This is a genomic window from Glutamicibacter sp. NPDC088483, from assembly GCF_044753145.1.
Classification (GTDB): Bacteria; Actinomycetota; Actinomycetes; order Actinomycetales; family Micrococcaceae; genus Glutamicibacter.
Window position 1 is genome coordinate 376856 of record NZ_JBIVMP010000004.1, and the last position, 25459, is coordinate 402314.

Below are 25459 nucleotides of genomic sequence, written 5' to 3' on the forward strand. Positions count from 1 at the left end.
GCACTGAAGTTTTCCACCCGCGCTTTCCCTTACCCCTTGAAAGGGTGCATGACCATGACAATGAAGTCGTTCCCCAAGCCATCCGATTTGCCGGTACCAGCAGGTGCCGAAGGATGGGAAGAGATCTACCCGTACTACCTGGTGTTCCAAGACGAGCTTAAGGAACAAGAAGATGCCAAGTTCTGGTTCTGCGACTCCTCGCACTGGCCAACGGTCTTCAAGCCCTTCGAGACCATTGGCGGCGAATTCGCGGTCAAGTGCCTGGGCCAGTACAACGCCCGCCACCTGATGATCCCGAATGCCAACGGCATCGACTTCCGCGTGCACTTAGGCTACCTGTACATGTCCCCGATACCGGTGCCCGAGGACCAGATCGCGGCCCGCGTCCCGGAATTCGAGGCGCGCATCGGCCACTACTTCGGCGACTGGGAAAACAAGCTGGCGGCCTGGCACGAGAAGGTCAAGGGCACCATCGCGGACATGGAAGAACTGCGCTTCGACCCGCTGCCTGAAATTGTTCCGTTCCAGGACATCGAGAACGGCGTGGGCAAGGACGGCTCGCAGATCCTGCTGGATAACTACGACCGGCTGATCTCGCTCACCTACCAGAATTGGCAGTACCACTTCGAGTTCCTGAACCTGGGCTACATCGCCTACCTGGACTTCTTCAACTTCTGCAAGGAAGTCTTCCCGAACATCCCCGACCAGTCCATCGCCACCATGGTGCAGGGCGTGGACATGGAGCTGTTCAAGCCCGATGACGAGCTCAAGTCGCTGGCCCTGCTGGCGGTTGAACTGAAGCTGTCGGATCTGTTCTCCAACACCGATGACCCGCAGGCCACCCTGGCGGCCATCGCCGCAGCCCCAGGCGGCGAACGCTGGATCGCGCAGTGGGAAGCAGCCCACGAGCCATGGTTCAACTTCACCATCGGCAACGGCTTCTACGGCCACGACAAGTACTGGAACGAGCACCCGCAGATCCCGCTGAGCTTCATCGCCGACTACATCCGCCGCGTAGGGGAAGGTGCGCAGATCCTGCGCCCCACCGAAAAGCTGATCGCGGAGAAAGACCGCATTGTCGCCGAATACACTGACCTCCTGGATGCCGAAACCGCGCAGGTCTTCGAGGCCAAGCGCTCGCTGGCTGCTACCGCCTACCCCTACGTGGAGAACCACAACTTCTACATCGAGCACTGGACCATGGGCGTCTTCTGGCGCAAGGTCCGCGAGCTCTCGCGGATGATGGCCGATGCCGGGGTCTTCGAGGATCCCGAAGACCTGCTCTACCTGGGCCGCAACGAGTTGCGCGATGTCATCTTCGATCTGGTCACCTCCTTCGGCATCGGCGCCGGCGAGCCTATCGCCGCGGTAGCCCTGCCGAAGAAGATCGCCAAGCGCCGCCAGATCGTCGACGCGCTGAAGACCGCACGCCCGGCACCGGCACTGAACACCCCGCCGGAATCGATCACCGAGCCATTCACCCGCATGCTGTGGGGCATCACCACCGAACAGGTGCAGTCGTGGCTGGGCAATGACGAGGATGCCCAGGAAAACGTCCTCAAGGGCATGGCCGCCTCGCCAGGCGCTGTCGAGGGCGTGGCACGGGTGATCATGCACGCCGACGACCTGGGCCAGATCCAGCCGGGCGAAATCCTGGTGGCGCCGATCACTGCGCCGAGCTGGGGACCGATCTTCGGCAAGATCAAGGCAACGGTCACCGACATCGGCGGCATGATGTCCCACGCGGCGATCGTTTGCCGTGAATACGACCTGCCAGCCGTGACCGGTACCGGCAGCGCATCGACCACCATCAAGACCGGCGACCGCCTTCGGGTGGATGGCGGCAAGGGAACCGTGGAAATCCTGGTGGACAGCCCCGTCTTGACCGGGCCCGGAGCCCATTCGCACAACCACGGCTAAGACCTTCCTGGTACCCCAAACCAGGAATACCCCCGGGTGCCGGCCCAGCCCCCAAGGGCCGGCACCCATCCCACCAAGAATCTTTTCTTCTGTTGAAAGGCACGATCCATGAGCAGCTCACCAACGGTGCTGATCACCGGAGCCGCCGGCGGACTGGGCCGGGCCTTCGCCCTCGGGTTCGCCGAACGCGGCTACCGGGTAGCCGCCGCCGACATCGACCTAGCGGGCACCGAGCAGACCGTGCAGCTGGTTCGCGAGGCCGGCGGGCAGGCCGCGGCCTTCGAAGTAAATGTCACCGACCCGCAATCCACCGACAAGATGGCGGACGGCGCCGCCGAATTCGCTGGCGGGCACATCGACGTGCTGATCAACAACGCCGCGATCTACGCCACCGTGACCCGCTCGCTGTTCGAGGACATCGACCCCGGCGAATGGGACAAGGTCATGGGCGTGAACCTCAAGGGCCCCTGGATGGTCACCCGCGCGGTCTCCCCGTTCCTGGCCGCCGGATCACGGGTGATCAACCTGGCCAGCGCCACCGTGTACTCCGGCTCCGAGCAGTGGGCCCACTACGTGGCTTCCAAGGGCGGCGTCATCGCCCTGAGCCGGGTGATGGCCAAGGAACTGGGCCGGCGGGAAATCACCGTGAACACCATCGCGCCGGGGTTCACCCTCACCGAAGCAAGCCTGGGGCTGATGGAAGACGCGGCCAGCTACGGCGTGGACCGCGGGGCGCTGAAGCGGGCTAGCCAGCCCGCCGATATTGTCGGAGCCGCGCTCTTCCTGGCCGGACAGGACTCCTCCTTCATCACCGGGCAGACGCTCGTCGTTGACGGCGGACGCCAATTCATCTGATTCATGCTTCATCGGACAAGACTTCAATCACCAAATTAGGAGTGATCATCATGGCGACAATAAATTTCACTGATTTCGAAGGCAATGCACGCAGCATCGAGGCCAACACCGGCGACTCGGTGATGGAAACCGCTGTACGCAACGGTGTCGAAGGCATCGTTGGCGAATGCGGCGGCTCGCTATCCTGCGCCACCTGCCACGTTTTCGTTGCCGAGAATGACCTGGATTCGCTGGAGCCAATGAGCGAGATGGAAGACGAGATGCTCTACGGCACCGCGGAAGACCGTGAAGACAACTCGCGGCTGTCCTGCCAGATCAAGATGTGCGAAGGGCAAACGATCAACGTCACCACCCCGGAAACCCAGGTGTAGCCATGAAAACCGCAACCGCCGTATCCACCGCCGGCGCCCCGGCCCCAGAGGCGCAAACAGCCACCGGCCTGCTGATTGTCGGCGCTTCCCAGTCCGGCGTCCAGCTAGCGATCTCGCTGCGCGCGCTGGGCTATGACGAGCACATCACGCTGCTCGGGGATGAAGACCACCGCCCCTACCAGCGCCCGGCGCTGTCCAAGGAATTCCTGCAGGACAAGATCGGCAGCGAGTCGCTGATCTTCCGCTCCAACGAGTACTGGGACGAGCACAACGTCACCCTGGTCAAGGGCGAGCGCATCGAGGAAATCGCCTCCAATGCGGATGGCTCCGGCGTCGCAGTGGGCAGCTCCGGCACCCGCTACCCGTACACCCGTCTGGCGCTGGCGGTGGGCGCGCGCCCACGCCGCTTCGAAGCAGAAGGCAGCGGACTGCACGGCGTGGTGTACCTGCGCAACGCCGACGACGCCCTGCACCTGAAGGACCTGGCCCCGAAGGCCACCGACGTGGTGGTCATTGGCGGCGGATTCATCGGCCTGGAAGCAGCCAGCTCGCTGCAGGCCATGGGCAAGAAGGTCACCGTGCTGGAATACGGGCCACGCCTGGTGGGCCGCGCCGTGGGCGAGGACACCAGCAGCTACTTCCTGCGCAAGCACCGGGAACGGGGGCTCGATATCCACCTCGACGCCCGGGTGCGCAAGATCCACGGCGCAAGCGGCCACGTGAGCGCCGTCGAATTGGAATCCGGGGAAATGATCGACGCGCAAATCGTGCTGATCGGCATCGGCGTCATCCCGAACACCGAGCTCGGCGAAAAACTCGGCCTGCGCATCGATAACGGCATCGTCGTCGACCACGCGGCCCTGGCTTCGGATGGCCACACGCTGGTAGTCGGCGACGTGGCCAATATGCCCAACCCGGTGCCCGGCGCCCCTGAAGGCGAGCGGATCCGCTTGGAATCGGTGAACAACGCCGTGGAGCACGCCAAGGTGGCCGCCTACGCCCTGATGGGCCAGCGCGAAGCCTACGCCGGCATCCCATGGTTCTGGTCCAACCAGGCCGACATGAAACTGCAGATCGCCGGCTTGTCCATGGGCTTCGACAAGATGGTGAAGCGTGAAGTACCCCAGAAGGGGAAATTCACCGTGCTGTACTACCGCGAAGGCCAGATCATCGCGGCCGACTGCGTGAACGCGCCATTGGATTTCATGGCGGTAAAGCAGGCCCTGGCGGCCGGGAAGAACATCGACCCGCAGGCCAGCGCCGATACTGCTGTCCAACTCAAGACCCTGATTGCCTGAGGACATCATGACCACTCTGAACGAGACCCGGCCACTGCCTGCGCAGGGCTCCATCAACACCAGGCCCATTGCCTTGGATGAGCACTTCGACGGCGAACTAGACAAGATCTGGGCCGCGGTGGAACCGGAAACCCGTGCCCGCGGCAACGACATCCACCTGCCGATTTCGCTGTCCTTCGCCCGTCGCCTGTGCGACGCCTATCCGGAAGCGGACCGCACTCTGGTGCTGGTTTCCACCCTGCTGCACGACACCGGCTGGGCCCACGTCGATGAAGAAAAGATCATCTCCGACGGCTTCCGCGGCGACTGGCGCAAGGCGGACATCCGCTACGAGCACGAGCGCGAGGGCTGCGAAGTGGCCCGGCGCGTGCTGCCGCCGCTGGGCTATGGCGCGCAGTTCGTCGAGGCCGTCTGCGCGATCATCGATGGGCATGACACCCGTCCGGTGGCCTATTCGCTGGAAGATGCGCTGATGCGCGACGCGGACCGGCTGTGGCGCTTCGACCAGGCGGGCATCGCATTGGCTTCGGGCTGGTTCGGCCAGGACCCGAGCACCTACACCGACCGGCTGGAAACCGAGATCATCCCGGAGCTGATCACCGAGGCGGCCGTGGCCATGGCCACCGCTGACCTGGCCCGCTCCCGGTCGCTGCTGCGTACCAAGGCCCTGCGATGAGCGCGGCCGCATCCGCCCGCGACAGCTTGGCGATCCCGTACCGCCACGTCGATACGCATTTCATTGATGGTGGATGGGTTCCCTCTGCGGGTACCCAGCGCATCGAGGTCACCGATCCGGCCACCGGACAAGTATGGGGCTCGGTCCCGGCAGGCACCAGCCAGGACGTCGACCGCGCGGTGGGTGCCGCGCACGCCGCTTTCCGCGGTGAGCCGTGGCGAAGCTACTCGCCTTCGGATCGTGCGGCCTTGCTGCTGCGCATCGCTGAAGAAGTGGAGGCCCGGGCCACCGAGCTGTCGCTAACCAATACCTTGGAAAACGGCTCCCCGATTTCTGAAACCGGGGGAGCGGCCGCCAATGCCGCCGGAATCTTCCGCTACTTCGCAACGCTGGCTCCATTGCTGGAAAACGAGGACCTGCGCCCATTCCCGAACGGGTCCGGGGAATCCCTGGTCCGCCGTGATCCGGTGGGGGTCTGCGCGCTGATTGCCCCTTGGAACTTCCCCATCAACCTGATGGTGATCAAGCTGGCCCCGGCCTTGCTGGCAGGGTGCACCGTGGTCATGAAACCAGCTTCGCCAACACCGCTGTCCTTCCGCATCATCATGGATGCCATGGCTGCCGCCGGAGTGCCGGCGGGCGTCGCCAACCTGGTCACCGGGCCGGGGCGCATGGGCAATGAACTGGTCCGCCATCCGCTGGTCTCCAAGGTCGCGTTCACCGGGTCGACGCCGGTGGGGCGCAAGATCGCCGCGGCCTGCGGCGAGCTGCTGCGGCCGGTCACCGTGGAATTGGGCGGCAAGTCCAGCGCCTTGGTGCTGCCGGATGCCGATCTGGATGTGCTCAGTTCGCGGCTGATCCGCTCGTGCATGCGCAATACCGGGCAGACTTGCTACATCTCTACCCGGATCCTGGCCCCAGTGCAGCGCTACGACGACGTCGTGGAGACGGTGCGCGCAACGATATCCGCCGGGACCCAAGGGGACCCGCTGCAGGCCGGCACCGTGTTCGGCCCTTCGGCCAACAAGAGCCAGTACGAGACGGTACTGGGGTACCTCCAGGCAGGCCACGCCGAAGGCGCGCAGGCGGTTGCAGGTGGCCGCAAGGCCGCGATGGAGGCCGAGCTGGCCGGCGGATACTTCATCGAGCCAACCGTTTTTGCCGGTGTCACGCCGGACATGAGGATATCCCGCGAGGAAATCTTCGGACCGGTGATCACCGTGCTCAAGTACCAGGACGAAGCCGAGGGCATTGCCCTGGCGAATAACACCGAATTCGGGTTGGGCGGCCTGGTCTTCGGTGCCGACGAGCAGCATGCGGTGCAGGTCGCTGACCGGATCGATTCGGGCAGTGTGGGCATCAATTTCTTCGCCTCGAACCATGCGGCGCCATTTGGCGGGCGCCATGACTCCGGCCTGGGTGCCGAATACGGGCCCGAGGGCCTCTCGGCGTACCTGAGCTACAAGTCCATCCATCGCCAGGTCCGCTAGCAAGAACACCGGCCGGCAAGCAGCGCAGCAGGGTGTCCCGGGCCAGATGGCCCGGGACACCCTGCTGCCCTTTTCTGGCCGCGGCGCTGGCCGTGGAAAGCGCCTTGGAATCATTGGAACCCCAGGTCAAATACGATACATGGAGATTTAAAAGAAGGCTTCCGCTGGGTGGAAGATTCACGTGGTGCTTCCCCGCAGAAGGGCGCAGGCTTGCTACTAGTCCTCAACGTGTTCCGCATCACAATCAAGCGGGCATGAAGAACTTGTCCGGATGGTCGGCAGCGACAGTGCAGTTCCTGCTTGAAGATCATGCGACCCAGCTAAGGAGCTCCAGGATGCAGTACCACCACGACGGATATGTCGGCCGCAACCCTCGTATCAGGAATGCAGAAGGTACGGGACTGAACCGTACTGCTGAACTGCCCGAGACGATGGATGTGCTCATTGTCGGTGCCGGACCGGCCGGCATCGTCCAGGCCGCCCAGTTGACCGAGTATCCCGAGGTCCACACCCGCATCATCGAAGCCCGCCCGGAGCGGCTGGCCGCGGGCCGCGCCGACGGCCTGTTCCCGCGCAGCTGCGAAACCTTCCAGGCCTTCGAGTTCTATGACGAGATCGCGCACGAGGCAGCGCACATGCGCGAGATGAGCTTCTGGGGTCCGCATCCGCAGAACCCTGCCGAAATTGCCCGTGGCGCCCGTGCTGATGATCCGCCGGCATATGTCAGCGAATTCCCGATCCTCACCGTCAACCAGGCCCGCGTGATCGACTACTTCGCAGAGCGCGCAGAAAACGGCCCGGCCCGCATCAACATCAACTACGGTGTCGAATTCCTGGACCTGGTGGTCCACGATTCCGGCGAGTATCCGGTAGAAGTCCGCATCAATGACGAGCACGGCATCGAGCGCACGGTGCGCGCCAAATATGTTGTCGGTTGCGACGGCGCGCGGAGCAAGGTGCGCAGCTGCATCGACGTCGAGGTGGTCACCGACCCTGCCGACCAGGCCTGGGCAGTGATCGACATGCTGGCCAACACCGACTTCCCGGACTTCCGCACGCGCAGCGGCATCCAGTCCGACAAAGACGGATCCATCCTGCTGATTCCCCGCGAAGGCGGCTTCCTGACTCGCTTCTACGTGTCGCTGGATACCCCGAACGACCAGAACCGGGCGCAGGTCCGCGCCACCACCGCGGAAGAAGCCATCGCCCGCGCCAACCGCATCCTGCACCCGTACTCGGTGGATGTGCGCGAGGTGACCTGGTTCAGCATCTACGAGGTGCGCCACTCGGTGGCCCAGAGCTTCGATGATGTCGCCGCGAAAAATGATCCATCGCTGAACCCGCATGTGTTCATCGCCGGCGATGCCTGCCATACGCATAGCGCCAAGGCCGGCCAGGGCATGAACGTTTCCATCCAGGACGGGTGGAACCTGTCCTGGAAGCTGGGCCAGGTACTCACCGGGCGCAGCGACGAGTCGCTGTTGAAGACCTATAACGAAGAGCGCCAGGATGTTGCGCAGAAGCTCATCGACTACGACAAGGAATGGTCTGCGATGATGTCGCGCAGCCCGGAGGAAATGGAAGGCCCGCACGAGATCATCGACTTCTTCGTGAAGACCGCCAACTTCCCCGGCGGCTTCGACACCAAGTACGAGCTGTCCACGCTGACCGGCGGGACCGCGCACCAGAAGCTGGCCGAAGGCTTCCCGGTGGGCATGCGCTTCAAATCCGCGCAGGTCTCCCGCGTCTGCGATACCACCACGGTGCAGCTCGGGCACCACTTCCGGGCCGATGGGCGCTGGAGGCTCTACGCCTTTGCCGACGAATCGGGGCAAGAGCTCGAACAGCTGGCGCAATGGCTGGAGAATTCTGCCGATTCGCCAATTACCGCGTACACCGCTGAGGGCCAAGACATCGACAGCGTATTCGACGCCAAGGTGATCTACCAGCAGGACTACCATGAGGTGGAAATCAACAAGGTGCCACGGCTGTTCCTGCCGAAGGTGGGCCAGGTCCAGATCACCGACTGGGAGAAGGTCTATGCCGCGATCCCGCATCAGGATATCTTCACCGAGCGCAAGATCGACCGGGCCGGAGCCCTGGTTGTCGTCCGCCCGGACATGTATGTCGCCCAGGTCTTGCCGTTGACTGCCCGCGCGGAACTGGCCGAGTTCTTCTCGAAGAACATGGCTTTGCCGAAGGTGCCTGAATTCTCCTAGGCCAATCCGGTCCTCGATGGAGAGCAGGGCAAGAAGAAAACCCCGGTGCCGAAGCACCGGGGTTTCCTTTTGTCATCACTCGCACCTTCATGAGGTACTTATAACTCTAGGACGGCTGACTGTGAGCGCGCTGGGCTGAGCCTGCCATTTGGCTTGGCATTCAGAGACCCGCCGGAACGACGGCCGCCGGAGTCATGGGAAAGCCGGTCACGGTCTTGGGCCGCGGGGGAGCGTAGGTGCGCACCTTGGAGGTGCTCAGCCCCATGCGGACCAGCGACTCCGCGATGGTCACCGCTGCGCGCACGCCATCAACAATTGGCACGCCGGTGGCCTGCCGCACCTGTTCCTCCAGCTCGGCCATGCCGCCGCAGCCCAGGCAGATCACTTCGGCCTTGTCGTGCTCCACTGCCTGGCGGGATTGCTCGACGATGGCCGCTACCGCGCGCTGCGGATCGGATTCCAGTTCCAGCACGCCCAGCCCGCTGGCGCGCACCGAGGCGAGCCGGTCGGTCAGGCCGGCCAGTTTCAGCCGGTCCTCGATCAGCGGCACCGTGCGGTCCAGCGTGGTGACCACCGAATACTTGTGGCCGAGGAATTGCGCCGTGGAGGCGGCGGCTTCGGTAATGTCCACGACCGGGACATCCAGCAGCTCCTGCAGGCCCTCGCGGCCGTGCTCGCCGTAGCCTGCTTGGATGACCGCGTCGAACGGCTCGGTGTAGCGGACCACCTTGTCCATCACGGCGATGGCCGCCAGGTAGCTTTCGAAATTGCCTTCGCAGGAGTCGGCCCCGAAATCCGGGGTCAGCTCGACGATCTCGGTGCCGGGCGAGGCGACCTGCCGGGCGGAATCCCCGATGGCGCGGGTCATGGACTGCGTGGTGTTGACGTTCAGGATCAGAATGCGCATGAGTTTTCCTAATGGGTTGGTGCCACGGCGATTGGCTCGCCATCGATGTCTGCCAGATCGTGCTGGCGCTTGGCCAAGACCAGATAGGCCAGGGCGCCGGCGCCCGAACCCAGGAACCAGGCAAACGGGCCGACAACGTGCAAGGCAGGGACGAAGGCCAGCACCAGTGCGATCACCGAGCTGATCACCAGTGCGCCGACGGCCCGGTAGTTCACGCCGCGGGTGAAGTAGTAGGTGCCTTCGGCATCCGAGCGGTACAAGTCCAAGACGTTGATCCGGGCTTTGCGGATCAGCCAGTAGTCGGCCATGATGATGCCGAACAGCGGGCCAAGCAGCGCGCCCAGGCCGCCCAGGAAGTAGTTGATGATCTCGGGGGAGTTGTACAAGTTCCAGGGCAGGATGACCAGACCGATGACTCCGGAGATCAGTGCGGCGGTGCGGAAGTTCAGCTTCTTCGGGAGCAGGTTGGTCAATGCGTAGGTCGGTGCCACGAAATTGGCCATCAGGTTCACCGCGATGGTCAGCACCAGCAGGGCGGCGGAGGCCAGCAATAGCAGCAAGGTGTTCGGGATCGCGCCCACAATATCCGACGGCGAGGTGATGACCTGGCCGTTGATGGAGAACTGCGTACCGGTCAGGACCACCACGATGGCGCCGAAGAACATCATGTTCAGCGGGATGCCGAAGAAGTTGCCCTTCACGATCGCCTTCTTGGAGGATGCGCCACGGGTGAAGTCGCAGAAGTTCAGGACGAAGGTGCCGTAGATCGAGACCCACAGGGCGGCTGCGCCGAACATCGCGGTCCACATCTCGATGCCGGTCTTCGACTCGCCGGTGCTCATCGAGACGTTGAAACCCGATTCGAAGAGCATCCAGATGGCCAGGCCCAGGAAGGTGGCCAGGATGACCGGGCCAGCGAACGCCTCGTACTTGCGGATCATCTCCATGCCGTAGCTGACGATGACCAGCTGCACCGCCCAGAGGGCGACGAAGCAGATCCAGCCGAGGGCGTTCAGTCCCAGGAAGCTGGTTTGCTCCAGGGCTGCGGACCCCGGGGCCACGGCAATCACCATGACGGCGAGGACCTGGGCGGCGAGGTAGGTCTGGATGCCGAACCAGGCAATGGCCACGGCCCCGCGCAGCAGCGCGGGGATCTGGGCGCCGTTGATGCCGAAGGCGATGCGGCTCATCACCGGGAAAGGGACACCGGTTTTCTCGCCCATGAACCCCGAGAAGTTCAGCAGCGCGAAGAGCAGGACCGCTCCGATGCCCAGCGCGCCGAGGATCTGCCAGCCGCTCATGCCCAGCGCGAAGAGCCCGATGGCGAAGGTGTAGTTGCCCAGCGAGTGCACGTCGTTGGCCCACAGGGTGAAGATGCTGTAAGAGCTCCAGGTGCGCCCGGAGCGGGTGGTTGGTGCCAGGTCCTGGTTGTAGAGCGACGCGCTCAATTCGAAGGGGTTGGCCCGGTCGATAGCGGGCGGGTTTTCCTGCGGTGCGGCCTCGGGCACCATTTCAGGGGTCTTTTGCGACATGATGGACATCCTTGTCAAAGGGTCATGCATCCGGGCAGGCGCATTCGGGCGCACTGCGGCAGGGGAAGATGACAGATCTGGGAAGCGGAGCGTTCAGGGGAACGGCCCGTGCCTGCCTGCGGGGACGCAGGACAGGTAGGCGGGCCCGCTTACGGGTAGATCGGCTGTCCGAAATTAACGTAGAACTCGGCCGGCGAGCCGAGAAGCGGCATGGCCGGGCGCGGCGCAGCGGCAAGCCGCTGTGCGCTGTGCGTGATGCACGGTGGAAAAAGCATGGCTGCTCCTGAGCTAGGAAGTCACTCCGAGATATGTGCCAGGTGAGTAACCACCACTTTATGCACTGGATCACATTCCCGCAATAGAAGATGATAATTTCACCAGATGGTATTTTGGCCGGATTCCGGAGCCTTTTATTCCATTCCCGGAATCCGCTAATGAGCCTGCTTTTATCAGGATCGCACCGGGCACCATTCCTGTCCTGATGCCACTGCAGCCCCCTTCTGTGCGACTCCGCGCGCATCGGCACTTCGTCCCGAAACCTTCTTGACAGTGATTGGCGTCTCGTCCTAGAGTTTTCATAAAGCAAAAGCTAACTTCCATAAAGCGGAATCTTTGGAAGGTGTTCTTGAAGGGAAATCCAGTGTCCTACACTCTGAACTGCTCGATCCTCCTCACCGAGTTGCCGCTGCTGCAGCGCGCGGATGCCGCCAAGCAGGCGGGTTTCGACAGCGTCGAATTCTGGTGGCCATTTGGCGAAGCCGCCCCCTCCGGCAAGCAGGTCGACGAATTTCTCGCCTCGCTGGCCAACGCCGGCGTCCAGCTGGACGGATTGAACTTCTTCGCCGGCGACATGCCGGCAGGCGACCGCGGACTGGTTTCATGGCTGGGGCGCGAGTCCGAATTCAAGGACAATATCGACGCCGTGGTTGCCATCGCCGAAGCTACCGGCTGCAAGGCCTTCAACGCCCTGTATGGCAACCGCATCGAGGGCGCCGACCCGTCAGCCCAGGATGCGCTGGCGTTGGAAAACCTGGTGGCCGCGGCCCAGGGCGTGGCCAAGGTTGGCGGCACTGTGCTGATAGAGCCGGTCTCCGGCACGGAGGCCTACCCGCTGAAAACTGCGGCCCAGGCACTTGCGGTAGTCGAGGCGGTCAAGGCCCAGGGCGAAGGAAACATCGCGCTGCTGGCCGACTTCTACCACCTGTCCGTCAACGGCGACGACGTGTCCGCCGTCATTGAAGCGCATGCCAAGGACTTCGGCCATATCCAGATCGCCGATGCGCCGGGCCGCGGAGCTCCGGGCACCGGGGACCTGCCGCTGCAGGACTGGATCAAGCGCTCGCGCGAGTTGGGCTACACCGGCAAGGTCGCCCTGGAGTACAAGCAGGGAGCGGCCACCGCCTTCGACTGGCTCCAGAGCGCCAGCAGCAGCGCCGCAGTCTAGAGAACACCTTTTCGCACAAGAATTTTTGGAGAATCACATGTCGCAGAACATCGCCTTCATCGGACTGGGCATCATGGGCCTGCCGATGGCCAAGAACCTGGTCAACGCCGGCTATCACGTCACCGGCTACAACCGCAGCGACAAGGCCGGCAACGAGCTGGCCGCCGCTGGCGGAACCAAGGCCGCCTCCATCGCGCAGGCAGTGGCCAATGCAGACGTGGTCATCACCATGGTCCCGGATTCCCCGGACGTCCAGGCCGTCACCCTCGGCGAAGAGGGCGTCTTCGCCAACGCGAAGGCCGGAGCCTTGTGGATCGACAACTCCTCGATCCGTCCCGACGTGGCCGTCGAGCTTGCGGCCTCGGCCCGAGACGCCGGACTGCGCCCGCTCGATGCCCCGGTTTCCGGCGGCGAAGCCGGCGCCATCGAGGGCGTGCTGTCCATTATGGCCGGCGGCGAGCAGGCTGACTTCGAGGCCGCCAAACCGGTGCTCGAAGCCGTAGGCAAGACCATCGTGCTGGTGGGCCCGTCGGGCTCGGGGCAGACGGTCAAGGCCGCCAACCAGCTGATCGTCGCCGCCAACATCCAGGCGCTCTCCGAAGCGGTGCTTTTCCTCGAGGCCTATGGCGTGGACACCGACGCGGCCATCAAGGTCCTCGGCGGCGGCCTGGCCGGCTCCAAGGTGCTTGACCAGAAGGCCCAGAAGATCCTGGACCGCGAATTCGTCCCGGGCTTCCGCCTGGCCCTGCACAACAAGGACATGGGCATCGTGACCTCCGCGGCCCGCGAAGCCGGTGTCGTGCTGCCCCTGGGCGCACTGGTCGCCCAGCTGGTCACCTCCACCGTGGCTTCCGGCGACGGGGCACTGGACCATTCGGGCCTCTTCCGCGGGGTGCAGCGCCTGGCCGGAAAGATCGACGCCCCGGTCCCTGCCTAGCACCACCACATCTTCCTACGGCGGGGACAACTAGGTAACCCGCTTCTTCAGCTAGCGGCCGCGCAATACCGGCTACGCTCCGGTGCCGCCGGACCCCTGGTACACGGCAGGGGCCCGACGCACCGTACCCGATGCGCAATGGGCTTTGTTCCAGTTCATCGCCGCTAGCTGGTGCTCAAGGAAGCGGCGTTGTGGTGACTCATGCACCTTGGCTTCCCGCCGTAGGTATCCTTCTTTTCTTCTTCTCGTTCCAAAGGACGTATTCCCATGCCTAAGATGCGCGCAATCGACGCCGTCGTCCAGATCCTGGCCAAGGAGGGCGCCACCGAGGCGTTCGGCCTGCCAGGAGCCGCGATCAACCCGCTGTACTCGGCCATGAAGGCTCACGGCGGCATCCGCCACACCCTGCACCGCCACGTCGAGGGGGCCAGCCACGCCGCCGACGGCTACTCGCGGGCCACCGGCAAGATCGGCCTGTGCCTGGGCACCTCCGGCCCTGCCGGCACCGACATGATCACCGGCTTGTACGCCGCGATCGCCGACTCCATCCCGATGCTGTGCATCACCGGGCAGGCCCCGACCAATGTGCTGCACAAGGAGGACTTCCAGGCCGTGGACATCGAGTCCATCGCCAAGCCGGTGACCAAGTACGCCTCGACCGTGCTGGAGCCGGGACTGGTTCCGGGCACCTTCGCCAAGGCCTTCCAGATCATGCGCTCGGGCCGCCCGGGCCCGGCCCTGATAGACCTGCCGATCAACGTGCAGATGGCCGAGATCGACTTCGACATCGATGCTTATGAGCCGTTGCCGGTTCAGAAGCCGAAGGCCACGCGCGGCCAGGCCGAGAAGATCGTGGACCTGCTGCTCTCCGGAAGCAAGCCGATCATCATTGCCGGCGGCGGCGTGATCAACGCCAACGCCAGCGCGCAGCTGGTCGAACTTGCCGAGGAACTGGACATCCCGGTCTCCCCGACCCTGATGGGCTGGGGCGCCATCCCGGATGACCACCGCCTGCAGTCGGGCATGGTCGGCATCCAGACGCACACCAAGTACGGCAACCAGACCTTCCTGGAATCGGACGTGGTGCTGGGCCTGGGCAACCGCTGGGCCAACCGCCACACCGGGGATCTGGCCACCTACCGCGCCGGACGCAAATTCATCCACGTGGATATCGAAGGCACGCAGATCGGCCGGGTGTTCTCCCCGGACCTGGGAATCACCTCGGATGCCGGGGCCGCCATCGAGGCCATCCTGGAAGTCGTGCGCGAGCGTAAGGCCGCCGGCACCCTGCCGGACTACTCGGCCTGGGCCAACGAGGCCACCGTGCGCAAGTCCACCGGGCACCGCAAGACCAACTTCGAGAACGTGCCGATCAAGCCGCAGCGCGTCTACCAGGAAATGAACGCCGCCTTCGGCCAGGACACTACCTACGTGTCCACCATCGGGCTCAGCCAGATCGCCGGCGCGCAGATGCTGCATGTCTACAAGCCGCGCAACTGGATCAACGCCGGACAGGCCGGCCCGCTGGGCTGGACCGGACCGGCCGCCCTGGGCGTCGTGCGCGGCAAGCCGGGGGAGAAAGTCGTGGCCCTCTCCGGAGACTACGATTTCCAGTTCATGATCGAGGAGCTGGCCGTCGGCGCCCAGTTCAAGCTGCCGTACGTGCACGTGGTGGTCAACAACTCCTACCTCGGACTGATCCGCCAATCGCAGCGCGCCTTCGAGATGGATTACCACGTGTCTCTGGGCTTCGATAACATCAACTCCCCGGAAACCAACGGCTACGGCGTGGACCATGTGAAGGTCGCCGAGGGCCTGGGCTGCAAGGCCGTGCGCGTCGAGGATCCCAGCCAGCTGGCTGCCGGATTCGCGCAGGCCAATGCGCTGGCCGAAGAGCACCAGGTGCCAGTTGTGGTGGAAGTGATTCTGGAAAAGGTCACCAACATCGCCATGGGCGCGCAGCTGGATGCAGTCAATGAATTCGAAGACCTGGCTTTGGACGCCGCCGATGCACCAACCGCGTTGGTGCCGATGGCAGCCTCGGCCACCGTGGGTGCGTGAAAGGGCAGTCGTCGCTGACCTGCAACCCGCAAAGTTTGGCGCGGGGCACCGGTTCACCAATACGGGTGTGCCCCGCGCCACAACAACCTAGACTTGGCATAGAGCTGCCGAGCCCCAAGAACACCTAGCAATTAACGAGTAGGAACACCTCATGAGCATCAACGAAGCTGTTGGCCGCACATCGTCCCCGACCGCCACCGGAACAACCTATGATCTGGTGCTGCGCGGCCAGCAAGTGCTGACCGCGCAGGGCATTGGCCCGCGCGAAATCGGCGTGCGCGACGGAAAGATCGTCGCCGTGCAGGAATTGGGTGCCGGACTGGCCGCAGAGCGCGTCATCGAGGTGGCCTCCGACGAGGTCCTGCTGCCCGGACTCGTTGATACCCATGTGCACGTGAATGAGCCAGGCCGCACCGAATGGGAAGGGTTCGAGTCGGCGACCAAGGCCGCCGCTGCCGGCGGGGTGACCACCATCGTGGACATGCCGCTGAACTCCATCCCGCCCACGGTGAACCTCGAAGCGCTGGAAATCAAGCGCGCGGCCGCTTCCAAGAACGCCTATGTCAACGTCGGCTTCTGGGGCGGTGCCATCCCGGGCAACAAAAAGGATTTGCGCGAGCTGCACGAGGCCGGAGTCTTCGGCTTCAAGTGCTTCCTGCTGCATTCGGGAGTCGACGAGTTCCCGTCCCTGAGCGTTGGCGAAATGGAAGAGGACATGGCCGAACTGGCCTCCTTCGACTCGCTGATGATCGTGCACGCCGAGGACTCCGATATCATCGGCAACTCCCCGCAACCGGTGGGCGGCAAGTACGCCGGCTTCCTGGACTCGCGCCCGCGCGATGCCGAGAACACCGCCATCGCGCAGGTGATCGAACGCGCCCGCACAACCGGAGTGCGCGCCCACGTGCTGCACCTGTCCAGCTCGGATGCGCTTGAGATGATCCGCGAGGCGAAGGCCGAGGGCGTGCTGCTCACCGTGGAAACCTGCCCGCACTACCTGACCTTGCTGGCCGAGGAAATCCCCGACGGTGCCACCGCCTTCAAATGCTGCCCTCCGATCCGCGAGAACGACAACCGCGAGCTGCTCTGGAAGGGCCTGGAAGAAGGCGTCATCGACTGCATCGTTTCGGATCATTCCCCGTCCACCATCGACCTGAAGGATGTGGAGAACGGCGACTTCGGCGTGGCCTGGGGCGGAGTGGCTTCGCTGCAGCTGGGGCTGCCGCTGATCTGGAGCGAGGCGAAGAAGCGCGGGCTGAAGCTGGAACAGGTCGTGCAGTGGATGGGCCTGAATCCCGCGAAGCTTGCCGGACTGAGCGCCAAGGGCAGCATCGAGGTAGGCAAGGACGCGGACTTCGCGGTCTTCGCTCCTGAGGACACCTTCGAGGTGGACGTCCAGAAGCTGCACCACAAGAACCCGATCTCCCCGTACCAGGGCAAGACGCTGAGCGGCGTGGTCCGCCGGTCCATCATTGCCGGGACCGACGTGGATTTCCAGAATCCAACGGGTCAGCTGATCCGCCGCGAGAGCTAGGAACCGGTACCTCGCAGAGCCCCTGTCCGCAGGACGGGGGCTCTGCCGCGCCGTGGGCAATAATAGCCCCGGCGTGCTTTGGCCACCACAGATTCGCAGCGTATTCACCGGTGGTACGCAGGCTATTTCCCTGGCGCATAACAAACAGGTATCGATTGGATGTGGCGTTAAAGGATTGGGCTGCCCAGCTCATAGACTGTCAGCACTATGGGGATAGAGCAGCCGTCACTCTGAATACAGGAAATGGGTATGAACGCGATTACTGCTGCTTCGATAATGAGCAAAGAAGTCGACGATCTGGCGTTGGGCGAAGTGGTTCAGGCGTCGCTGGTTCTCGGCGCGATCCTCATGGCTGTGCTCCTTGCCTTCGGGCTCAAGACCTATGCCCATTGGCGCCGTCATGCCAACGGCACTCCAACTGATCAGCGTCCGGCCGAGCGTGATGAAGCTCCGAGTCCAGCCAGCGGTACCCGGCAACTCCCGGCACCGCGGATTGAAGTGCTTTCGGCGCTCGGGGACCTGCGCCGGACCGGGGCCTTGAACCGCGGTTTAGAGGACAGCAGATGAGCACAGGGATTCGGCCGGACGCAACGGGATAGTTAGTCAAAGACGAGATTGGTAGTCTCAAGCCCATGCAGGGCCGCACTTGGCTTGGCCCACGTGATAACGGGCTGGAGGTATAGCGGTGGTTGAAGCAACCCGGGTGCACCCGGCCTTGCCACGCTTCCTGCGCTGGGCAGATCCCGCATCACGCCTCTTGCTGGTGCGCGCAGCGCCCGAAACCGGACGGACCTGGTTCGCGAAATCCTGGATGGGGGACCGGAAGGGTGCCGTCCATGATTTCTCGGAGCGGCCATTCGAGGCGCTGGAAGAACTCGAGAAGATTTCCCTGCAGCTAGCCCAAGACCCGCAGCTCCATGCCGCAGTGGTGCTTGCACCGGGGCATACGGTGTGGCATCCCGATGAAGCTGAGGAAGATCTCGTTCAGAAGTCAACTTCGGCTGAAGACTCAGCCGAAGCTCCGCAGCCATCTGAAAAGGATGACAAGCTTGCGGACACAGGTTTCACCGCGCTGTACGTGTTGGTCGCTGGACTCCTTTTGGCAGCTGCTGGTGTGCTGATTTCTCGGCGCAGCAACCGCCGTCATGGCTAAAGCCTAGGATTCGAATGAGGCTGTGAACTGTTCACGGAGCAGGCTCTTGCGATCGTCGTATAACCGATCAGCTAGGCTGTTGAAGATAGTTCGCGCATACGCCCGACTGGAATTAACTTTCCGGTCGGGCGTCTTGCGTATCAGGCTGATGTGCAAAAACGGGCAGCTGTTTCAGACCGCCCTGAGTTTGACTCAACCGGCCGGCTTATTTGGTGCGTTGCTGATGGCCTCTCCGCCCGGTGTTCTCATCTGAACTTTGCCGGTCTGGTTCCCTCCGCCCTGTGAACCTGCAGCGATGACTCACCAGAATCTAGGACCTCGGTAGAAACCGTTAGTGAGCTGACAGTTGTAGCTCTCACTACCATGGGCATTGCTTGCTCGCCGATACGCAGTTTCGGAATTCCTGCGAAAGTGCCGTCACGAAGTGAACCCAGGCGCCCTCTAACTCTATGGATCCATCGATTGGGCACTCGTTGATGGCATGAAAGCATGCGCTTTAGGAATCTCCCAACAATCCAGGCGCAGCATGGGGATGCGGCTTTCTTCGCTATCAGGAGGACCAGAGCCAAGAACGCAAAGGATCCGCTTCTGAACGCTCCATAGAAAGGGAACGTCATGAGTATGTCACTCGCAATCTTCGGCATTGTGGCCTCTATAACCGCGATCTTCAGTGCATTGAGCCGGCGGGGACGACGATGGCTGGTGCGCGACTTTACGCACTACAAGACCATCCTTGTCGCTTGGGTTGCTGGCAACTTGGTGCTCGTCGCCGCGGCCTGCTGGCATCTTCTTTCCCAAGAGCAGTCGGACATCGGGGCAGTGGTGGCCATAATGATGGCCATCTCTCTATTGATTTTCTGCCTGTCCATGTTGGCGTTGCAACGAAGGCCTCGAAACAACACCCGTCCGCGACGCTTCCTGGCTGTCGGAGCACATCCCGATGATGTTGAGCTGGCTTGCGGTGCAACCATCGCGAAACTGGTGGATGCCGGCCATGATGTGCGTATTGTCGTCATGTCGCAGGGTGAAAGTGGTGGACATGCTCCTCGCAGGATTCAAGAAGCCCGACGCGGAGCCGGTTACCTGGGTGCCCAGTCCCATACGGTGCGGTCCTTTTGCGATACGCGGCTGTCGGAGAATTCCAACCTGATGGTTGCAGCGATCGAGGAGGAAATCGCTGCTTTCGAACCGGATGTCGTGCTGACTCATTCTGCTACTGATATCCACCAAGACCATGAGGCGGTGCACCGTGCAGTAATGCGCGCCGGGAGGCGACTGCCCTCCATACTCTGCTTCGAGAGCCCCTCGGTGGGCAATGATTTCTCTCCAAGCTTCTTCGTTGACGTCGAGAACTACACCGACGTCAAGGTGGAAGCCATCAAGCTACATGCCGATCAGCGGAACAAGCCCTATATGACCCGTGCGCGGATCGAGTCCATGGCCACTTTCCGTGGCAATCAGGTCAAGCAGCAGCGGGCCGAAGGGTTTGAAGTAATGCGCCTCGTATCAACCACAGTGGGGGATTTCTAATGAAGATTCTGGTCACCGGGGTCGGCGGTCCAGCAGGAAGCTCGCTTGCGCGCCAGCTGCATGCGCGAGGACATAGCGTCATCGGCGCTGACATGGTGCCAACAACTGATCCGCTGCTCGACGCCTTCCACCAGGTTCCAGCAGCCAGTCACCAGCAGTACCCCACTCGGCTTCAAGAGATTGTTCTCCAGCACTCAGCTGAACTGGTTATCCCTACCGTCAGCGAAGAACTCCCGGTGCTTTCGGCAGAGAGTATCCGAGAGCTGCTGGAATCGGCCGGAGCCCGATTATTGATTTCCTCGAAAGAATCCGTGCTGATCAGCGACGACAAGTACTACACGATGCTGACTTTGCGAGGGGACAACGTGCCCGTCCCCGACTTTGCCCGGATCAACGCTGGCAGTGGCGAAGCCTTGGCGCAGTTCAGCCCGGAAGAGCAGATCATCATCAAGCCACGCGTATCACGCGGAGGACGGGGCGTTCGCTTGGCTACGGCAGGAGACCTCGGGGCAGGCCGCGTACTGGCTGGTACGCGGGATCTTGTGCAGCGCTTTGCCCCCGGACGCGAATTCGCGCCGATGATCTTCAGGAACCCTGATTCCGGGGAGATCGAGGTCTGCGTGGTGGTGGAGAAGACCGAGCTGCGCGAGGGACTCGTGGGCAACGCAGTATCGGTGCGCCGCTGCGAGTCGAATGATCCAATAGCCGCTCATGTTGCGTGGGTGGCCAAGAATGCAGTGCAGTCGCTAGAGCTGGTCGGGCCGGTAGACATGGACGTGCGCCTGGGTGGCGATGGGCAACCGGTGGTGCTCGAGGTCAATGCCCGTTTTGGAGCCAATAGCCAGTCCGCGCCGGAACTGCTGGATGCTGCATTGCGCTTGCTCGGGGTGGCGTCCACAGCGCAAGTTGGCTGTGCATGAGTTCGGCACTCGTTCTTGGCTATTACACACTGACCGCAGTCATCCTTTCCGTCGGCGTGCTCAAGCTGGGGTTGATCCCCTTGGCGTTGCTTTTCGAATGCCGCCGGGGTCTGCTTTTCACCCGGTACGGGAAGCTGTCGTCATTGCCTCCTGGTATCCCGGCAAACGCTATTCTGCGGCCCCGCCGTCGAACCCGGGCGTCGAGGCATTTCGGGCAGATCCCGGACTACAGGGTATCGGTAATCATCCCGGCCTATAACGAGGAAGTGGTATTGCGCGCCTGCGTTGAATCAATTGTCCGCAGCAAGGGAAACCTCGCTGAAGTGGTGATTGTTGATGACGGATCCACTGATGGCACCGCACGGCTGATGCATGAGCTGGCTCAGGAGCATCGCCTGGTGCAGGCCATCAGCCAGGAGAACGCCGGCAAAGGCGCGGCACTTAATCGTGGGATTGCCCTCGCGACTGGAGAGATACTGGTTTTTGTCGATGCCGACGGAATTTTTTCGCCGGTGACTATTCCGTGGTTGCTCACCGGATTCCGCGATGTGAAGGTGGGCGCGGTTTGCGGTGATGACCGGCCTGTAAACCTGGACAGGGTGCTGACCAAGATGCTTTCGGTCCTTTCGCATCTGGGAACGGGAGTTGTTCGGCGGGCGCTGTCCCTGATTCATTGCTTGCCGGTGGTTTCCGGGAATATAGGTGCATTCCGTGCTGATCTGGTCAGGGATCTTGGCGGGTTCCGCACCGATACGGTTGGAGAGGACTTGGAATTGACCTGGCGCTTCTACGGTGCCGGATATCGTGTGGCTTTTGAACCACGCGCGATTGTCTTGGCGGAGTCGCCTTCTACGCTGCAGGCGCTGTGGAAGCAACGAGTCCGCTGGGCACGGGGCCTGCTGCAATCGATCAAGATGCATTGGCGGATGCACGGCAACCCCCGGTTCGGGCCGTTCGGAGTGTTCCTGCTGTTCAATTTTCTCACGATGGTGGTGGTGCCACTGGCTCAGATCCTGGTGCTTGCCGGATTGCTCTATTTCATCCCGGCCGGGCTGATTACCTTCGGCGGCGAAGAAGAAGCAACCTTAATTGGTCGCACCGCGATGGTGGTCGGTTGGATTGGCATCGGAATCACGCTGGCTTCGGTGGTTCTTGGCATTGCGTTGAACACTGCATGGAGGGATTTGGCGAACCTGTGGACCCTTCCGCTATGGCCGTTCTATGCCACGGGGATGGGGCTCACCATGCTCGCAGCGGTAGCGTTTGAGATCCGCGGGAGGCCCGCCAAATGGAACAAGCTGCAAAGAACCGGTGTCATTTCCAGCGGCGAGTTCTCTGCCATTCTTGGAAGCGGATCATGAGCACGGCCAAGATGCAGCGTCAACGCCGGAAACTGGCAATGGCAGCCATAGCGGGCTTGGTGACTTTTCTTTTGTTGGCGGCTGCTTGCTACATGACCGGATTCCCCACTTCTGCAGCCTATCAACCGACCCCCACGCCGGACCCCACGGTGGTTGCGCCGATGCCTCCGCAGCATGCCTGCCAAGATTCCCCTCGCGCAGAGGGCACCAGTTCCCCAGGAGACAACCTCGGCATGCGCCACTCCAAGATAGACGCCCAACTTCCCCGATTTTCCAGAGTTGTGAACGTTGGTTTTGAAGATATTACCGCCGAAGATCCTGACCGTATTCCGGAAATTGCCCGTCGATTAAATTCGGTCAGGGCGACAGGAGTATCGCTCTCCATTGGACGTCTCGACTGGGTGGCTTTCCCCTGGCCAGCCCAACGCGATGTCGAATCCAGCGAAGTCACGCAAACCGGGCGGGACTATGTTGCCGAAGCGATTAGTGCCTTCCGCTGCGATGAGCAGGGTAGACCTCGAACAATCTACTTGAATATCGATACGTTGCTGGGCAGAGAGCTGGAGCGCCGTCCATCGCTAGCAGGAATCAACTCCGAGGGGCATCCTTCCAAGAACTGGGCAAGTATCTCGGCGTGGAAAGAGGATGGACTTGATACCAGGCTTGTCGAGCTGGTTAGTGAAGCCGTTCGGCGCTATGCACCCGATGGCATCAACGTCACGGAGCTGATGTTTCCCAGCTACACGTTCGGCGAGGATGACTTGGAGAATTTTGCGAAGTTCAGCGAGCGCCCTGATTGGCCGAGGTCTGCTGACGGAACGATTGATTCCACGTCAGAGCAAATCTACCTATGGCGGTCAAACGCAGTCACCTCGATCATGAAGAAAGTGGCTGGAAGTCTGGACGAAACCGGTCCGGTGCTCACCATGGATGTGCGATCACCTGCCAACGGAGATCCAAGGGGACGCCCTGATTCCGGACAAGACTACGGGCAGCTTCTGAACGTGGTTGACCGCCTGAACATCTGGAATTTTCGGGGCATCGCATCGTCCAATCGGGTTTCGACAGACGAATTGGTACAGCGGTACATAAAGCAGGAACCTGAAAAGTATTCCTTGGAAATCGGGCTTTGGGAAGGCGCAGGTTCCATGGACAGCAGTTCCGTGAGCAAGGAACTGCTGAATGCCGAGGACCATTCATTGCTGCATGTCTCCGTTACCCCCACTTCGTTAATGGACGACAGCATATGGTCCGCATTGGAGGGTGCTTGGAGCCAGGTTCCTGCTACTCGCCCGGATGCGGACTAATCGCGGAATCTATGCGAATTCCGGCTCGAAGAAAAAATTTCAGATTAATCCGGATTCTTGCGTCATGATTCCCTTTTCCGCGTATCTAAGTGATGTACGCGCTGAACTGGGCAACAAGGAATTATGAGGTTTCGAGACGTCCAGTTGTCTTATGGGGAAGATGCTGACGGGTGGGCGAGTTGCAAGCTTGGGGGATGGAGCTCGCCCACCTTTCAGGATTCTCGAACCCATTTCATAGAGATATTGGAAAAATCCTGATAGGTTCTAAAGGATGAAAATGCCGTCCAAAGTCGGGCGGCATCGTCGACGGGGCATTGGTTGCCGTTTGCCGGCTCCGGGGATTGGGGAATCCTTGGGGCGATCGGCGGCGGGTACCGGCGCTGTCGCGTGAAACGTTATGGGGACGTAATGACAATAGATTCTGGGGCACGCTTTGCTGACGTCAGCGATGCAGATTTAATTCGTGGCGTTAGGAACGGAAGCAGCGAGGCCCAGGACCACCTGTATCGACGGCACAGGCAAGTGGCGCTGAACGTAGCGTTTAGGCATACGAACTCTCCTTCCGATGCCGAGGATGTCGTCTCCGAAGCTTTCCTGCGGGTCTTCCGTATCATCGAACGTGGGGCAGGACCTGATGAGTTCTTCCGCGCCTATTTACTGACTGCGGTATCGCGCGAAGCCTTTTCCAGGAACAAATCAGCATCAAAGCAGATTACCGTCGAAGACGTCCAGGACTTCCTGCCAGGCGATGCGCACGCGGACGAGGCGATGGAACGCCATGAATCCACCTTTGCCATCCTCGCGTTCAAGGCCTTGACCGAGCGCTGGAAGACGGTCCTGTGGCTCACCGAAGTAGAGGAACTGCCGCCGAGAGACGTTGCGCCAATGCTCGGCATGACACCCAATGCGGTTTCCGCATTGGCGGTACGCGCGCGAGAGGGACTGCGCGAAGCCTACTTGGCTGCGCATATGAATGGCCAGTCAGGGTTGCCCGCAAGCTGTTCCGATATTCGTGAACATCTGCCGGCCTTTATCCGCGGAACGCTGGGGAGCCGGAACGAGCGTGGAGTCAAGGCGCACTTGAAGTCGTGCGCGAATTGCGCAGTAGTGTTCGGGGAATTGGACGAAATCGGTGCTACTTTGCGTGCTTTCGTCCTTCCTCTGGTCGTTGGAGGGATTACTGCGCTGGGAATTCCTGCCTCGGGAGGTATTGCAGGAATGGGAGCTTCGGCAGCCACGGCAACGGCTGCTGGTGGAGCTACTGCCGGGACAGCAGCTTCTGTTGCTTCGGGGGCCGGTGTGAGTATTGCAGGAGGTAGTAGCCTGGCCGTTACTTTAGGCGTTGGCTTGGTGGGTGTCGCCGTAACAGCGTCCGCCATCGGTCTGATACCGATACTGATCGTGCATGATGAAAGAGAAAGGGGCGCACCCGAAAGCGCAGTCCAGCCCCAGCTGGAAGGAGTCGAAGCCCCGATGGTTGGGGCCGAGCCATCTGCCGTCATGAGCCGTGCCATGTTCTTGCGGGACCTGACTGGGCGAACCGTTCCTGATGCGAAAGACGAATTAGAATTCACAAACCAAGTGGAATCGCCATTCACGAGGCCGTTTTACCCGCTGTCACATGTGCCAGCGGCAAGACCGTCACCTGAAGCGACCTCTGAATCTACTTTTGAGCCGACTGCGGAGCCAACGGTGGAGCCTTCAGTCGAGCCGACTCCGGAACCGAATCCGGAACCGACTCCGGAACCAACGGTGGAGCCTTCAGTCGAGCCGACTCCTGAATCAACCCCGGAGCCGACTCCGGAACCAACGGTGGAGCCTTCAGTCGAGCCGACTCCTGAACCAACCCCGGAACTGACTCCTGAACCAACTCCGGAACTGACTCCTGAACCAACTCCGGAACTGACTCCTGAACCAACTCCGGAACTGACTCCTGAACCAACT

20 protein-coding genes are annotated in these 25459 nt (G+C 62.1%); 18 read left to right on the top strand and 2 right to left on the bottom strand.

The genetic code is table 11. The annotated features are described in order from the left end of the window. The first annotated feature begins 48 nt into the window (after positions 1 to 48). The 7 genes from ACIP6G_RS10860 to ACIP6G_RS10890 all read left to right on the top strand — a co-directional run bounded on the left by ACIP6G_RS10860 (position 49) and on the right by ACIP6G_RS10890 (position 8829). Positions 49 to 1920, top strand: a complete 1872-nt coding sequence (locus tag ACIP6G_RS10860) for a PEP-utilizing enzyme (RefSeq protein ID WP_400289995.1) — start codon at positions 49 to 51, stop codon at positions 1918 to 1920. Positions 1921 to 2028: 108 nt separating this feature from the next. After that, the gene (locus ACIP6G_RS10865) at positions 2029 to 2775 is read left to right on the top strand and encodes an SDR family NAD(P)-dependent oxidoreductase (protein WP_388024898.1); all 747 of its coding nucleotides are present in this window, start codon (positions 2029 to 2031) and stop codon (positions 2773 to 2775) included. Positions 2776 to 2825: 50 nt separating this feature from the next. Next, positions 2826 to 3146, top strand: a complete 321-nt coding sequence (locus tag ACIP6G_RS10870; protein ID WP_400289998.1) for a 2Fe-2S iron-sulfur cluster-binding protein — start codon at positions 2826 to 2828, stop codon at positions 3144 to 3146. A gap of 2 nt (positions 3147 to 3148) precedes the next feature. Further along, entirely contained in the window at positions 3149 to 4444 is a 1296-nt protein-coding gene (locus ACIP6G_RS10875) for an NAD(P)/FAD-dependent oxidoreductase (protein ID WP_400290000.1), read from the top strand. Positions 4445 to 4451: 7 nt separating this feature from the next. Next, the gene (locus ACIP6G_RS10880; RefSeq protein WP_400290002.1) at positions 4452 to 5120 is read left to right on the top strand and encodes an HD domain-containing protein; all 669 of its coding nucleotides are present in this window, start codon (positions 4452 to 4454) and stop codon (positions 5118 to 5120) included. After that, positions 5117 to 6610: an aldehyde dehydrogenase family protein gene (locus tag ACIP6G_RS10885; RefSeq protein WP_400290003.1), complete on the top strand. Its 1494-nt coding sequence runs from the start codon at positions 5117 to 5119 to the stop codon at positions 6608 to 6610. The genes ACIP6G_RS10880 and ACIP6G_RS10885 overlap by 4 nt, the downstream gene beginning before the upstream one ends. Before the next feature lie 335 nt (positions 6611 to 6945). Continuing rightward, positions 6946 to 8829: an FAD-dependent monooxygenase gene (locus ACIP6G_RS10890; protein ID WP_388024904.1), complete on the top strand. Its 1884-nt coding sequence runs from the start codon at positions 6946 to 6948 to the stop codon at positions 8827 to 8829. A gap of 160 nt (positions 8830 to 8989) precedes the next feature. Here the strand turns inward: ACIP6G_RS10890 and ACIP6G_RS10895 are convergent, their stop codons facing one another. Both ACIP6G_RS10895 and ACIP6G_RS10900 read right to left on the bottom strand, forming a co-directional pair. After that, entirely contained in the window at positions 8990 to 9736 is a 747-nt protein-coding gene (locus ACIP6G_RS10895; RefSeq protein ID WP_400290005.1) for an aspartate/glutamate racemase family protein, read from the bottom strand. 8 nt (positions 9737 to 9744) lie between these two features. Further along, positions 9745 to 11268, bottom strand: coding sequence for an NCS1 family nucleobase:cation symporter-1 (locus ACIP6G_RS10900; protein ID WP_400290007.1), 1524 nt, complete (start codon positions 11266 to 11268; stop codon positions 9745 to 9747). A 640-nt stretch (positions 11269 to 11908) separates the two neighbouring features. On the opposite strand from ACIP6G_RS10900, the gene ACIP6G_RS10905 reads away from it, so the two are divergent. The 11 genes from ACIP6G_RS10905 to ACIP6G_RS10955 form a co-directional block, all read left to right on the top strand. Beyond that, entirely contained in the window at positions 11909 to 12712 is an 804-nt protein-coding gene (locus ACIP6G_RS10905) for a hydroxypyruvate isomerase family protein (RefSeq protein WP_400290008.1), read from the top strand. A gap of 25 nt (positions 12713 to 12737) precedes the next feature. Continuing rightward, on the top strand, positions 12738 to 13649 hold the full coding sequence (locus ACIP6G_RS10910; RefSeq protein ID WP_400290010.1) for a 2-hydroxy-3-oxopropionate reductase: 912 nt from the start codon (positions 12738 to 12740) through the stop codon (positions 13647 to 13649). A 267-nt stretch (positions 13650 to 13916) separates the two neighbouring features. Further along, positions 13917 to 15710 (top strand): glyoxylate carboligase, encoded by a 1794-nt coding sequence (gcl, locus tag ACIP6G_RS10915; protein ID WP_400290011.1) that lies wholly within the window; start codon positions 13917 to 13919, stop codon positions 15708 to 15710. A gap of 151 nt (positions 15711 to 15861) precedes the next feature. Then, a complete protein-coding gene (allB, locus tag ACIP6G_RS10920; RefSeq protein ID WP_400290013.1) occupies positions 15862 to 17244 on the top strand; it encodes an allantoinase AllB in 1383 nt (460 codons plus the stop codon). Positions 17245 to 17493: 249 nt separating this feature from the next. Then, positions 17494 to 17811: a hypothetical protein gene (locus ACIP6G_RS10925; protein ID WP_400290015.1), complete on the top strand. Its 318-nt coding sequence runs from the start codon at positions 17494 to 17496 to the stop codon at positions 17809 to 17811. Between the two features lie 118 nt (positions 17812 to 17929). Next, positions 17930 to 18397 (top strand): LPXTG cell wall anchor domain-containing protein, encoded by a 468-nt coding sequence (locus ACIP6G_RS10930; protein WP_400290016.1) that lies wholly within the window; start codon positions 17930 to 17932, stop codon positions 18395 to 18397. Positions 18398 to 19012: 615 nt separating this feature from the next. Next, positions 19013 to 19927 (top strand): PIG-L deacetylase family protein, encoded by a 915-nt coding sequence (locus ACIP6G_RS10935; protein WP_400290018.1) that lies wholly within the window; start codon positions 19013 to 19015, stop codon positions 19925 to 19927. Then, a complete protein-coding gene (locus ACIP6G_RS10940; RefSeq protein WP_400290021.1) occupies positions 19927 to 20847 on the top strand; it encodes an ATP-grasp domain-containing protein in 921 nt (306 codons plus the stop codon). The genes ACIP6G_RS10935 and ACIP6G_RS10940 overlap by 1 nt, the downstream gene beginning before the upstream one ends. After that, on the top strand, positions 20844 to 22208 hold the full coding sequence (locus tag ACIP6G_RS10945; protein WP_400290023.1) for a glycosyltransferase: 1365 nt from the start codon (positions 20844 to 20846) through the stop codon (positions 22206 to 22208). The genes ACIP6G_RS10940 and ACIP6G_RS10945 overlap by 4 nt, the downstream gene beginning before the upstream one ends. Next, on the top strand, positions 22205 to 23515 hold the full coding sequence (locus ACIP6G_RS10950; protein ID WP_400290025.1) for a hypothetical protein: 1311 nt from the start codon (positions 22205 to 22207) through the stop codon (positions 23513 to 23515). The genes ACIP6G_RS10945 and ACIP6G_RS10950 overlap by 4 nt, the downstream gene beginning before the upstream one ends. A gap of 387 nt (positions 23516 to 23902) precedes the next feature. Then, the coding region (locus ACIP6G_RS10955) for a sigma-70 family RNA polymerase sigma factor (RefSeq protein WP_400290028.1) at positions 23903 to 25459 on the top strand (1557 nt) is incomplete at its 3' end.

Excerpts from the sequence above, each read along its gene's own strand:
- ACIP6G_RS10860 (WP_400289995.1), top strand. The coding sequence starts at position 49 with ATGACCATGACAATGAAGTCGTTCCCCAAGCCATCCGATTTGCCGGTA.
- ACIP6G_RS10865 (WP_388024898.1), top strand. The coding sequence starts at position 2,029 with ATGAGCAGCTCACCAACGGTGCTGATCACCGGAGCCGCCGGCGGACTG.
- ACIP6G_RS10870 (WP_400289998.1), top strand. The coding sequence starts at position 2,826 with ATGGCGACAATAAATTTCACTGATTTCGAAGGCAATGCACGCAGCATC.
- ACIP6G_RS10875 (WP_400290000.1), top strand. The coding sequence starts at position 3,149 with ATGAAAACCGCAACCGCCGTATCCACCGCCGGCGCCCCGGCCCCAGAG.
- ACIP6G_RS10880 (WP_400290002.1), top strand. The coding sequence starts at position 4,452 with ATGACCACTCTGAACGAGACCCGGCCACTGCCTGCGCAGGGCTCCATC.
- ACIP6G_RS10885 (WP_400290003.1), top strand. The coding sequence starts at position 5,117 with ATGAGCGCGGCCGCATCCGCCCGCGACAGCTTGGCGATCCCGTACCGC.
- ACIP6G_RS10890 (WP_388024904.1), top strand. The coding sequence starts at position 6,946 with ATGCAGTACCACCACGACGGATATGTCGGCCGCAACCCTCGTATCAGG.
- ACIP6G_RS10895 (WP_400290005.1), bottom strand. The coding sequence starts at position 9,736 with ATGCGCATTCTGATCCTGAACGTCAACACCACGCAGTCCATGACCCGC.
- ACIP6G_RS10900 (WP_400290007.1), bottom strand. The coding sequence starts at position 11,268 with ATGTCGCAAAAGACCCCTGAAATGGTGCCCGAGGCCGCACCGCAGGAA.
- gcl (WP_400290011.1), top strand. The coding sequence starts at position 13,917 with ATGCCTAAGATGCGCGCAATCGACGCCGTCGTCCAGATCCTGGCCAAG.
- allB (WP_400290013.1), top strand. The coding sequence starts at position 15,862 with ATGAGCATCAACGAAGCTGTTGGCCGCACATCGTCCCCGACCGCCACC.
- ACIP6G_RS10925 (WP_400290015.1), top strand. The coding sequence starts at position 17,494 with ATGAACGCGATTACTGCTGCTTCGATAATGAGCAAAGAAGTCGACGAT.
- ACIP6G_RS10935 (WP_400290018.1), top strand. The coding sequence starts at position 19,013 with ATGAGTATGTCACTCGCAATCTTCGGCATTGTGGCCTCTATAACCGCG.
- ACIP6G_RS10940 (WP_400290021.1), top strand. The coding sequence starts at position 19,927 with ATGAAGATTCTGGTCACCGGGGTCGGCGGTCCAGCAGGAAGCTCGCTT.
- ACIP6G_RS10945 (WP_400290023.1), top strand. The coding sequence starts at position 20,844 with ATGAGTTCGGCACTCGTTCTTGGCTATTACACACTGACCGCAGTCATC.
- ACIP6G_RS10950 (WP_400290025.1), top strand. The coding sequence starts at position 22,205 with ATGAGCACGGCCAAGATGCAGCGTCAACGCCGGAAACTGGCAATGGCA.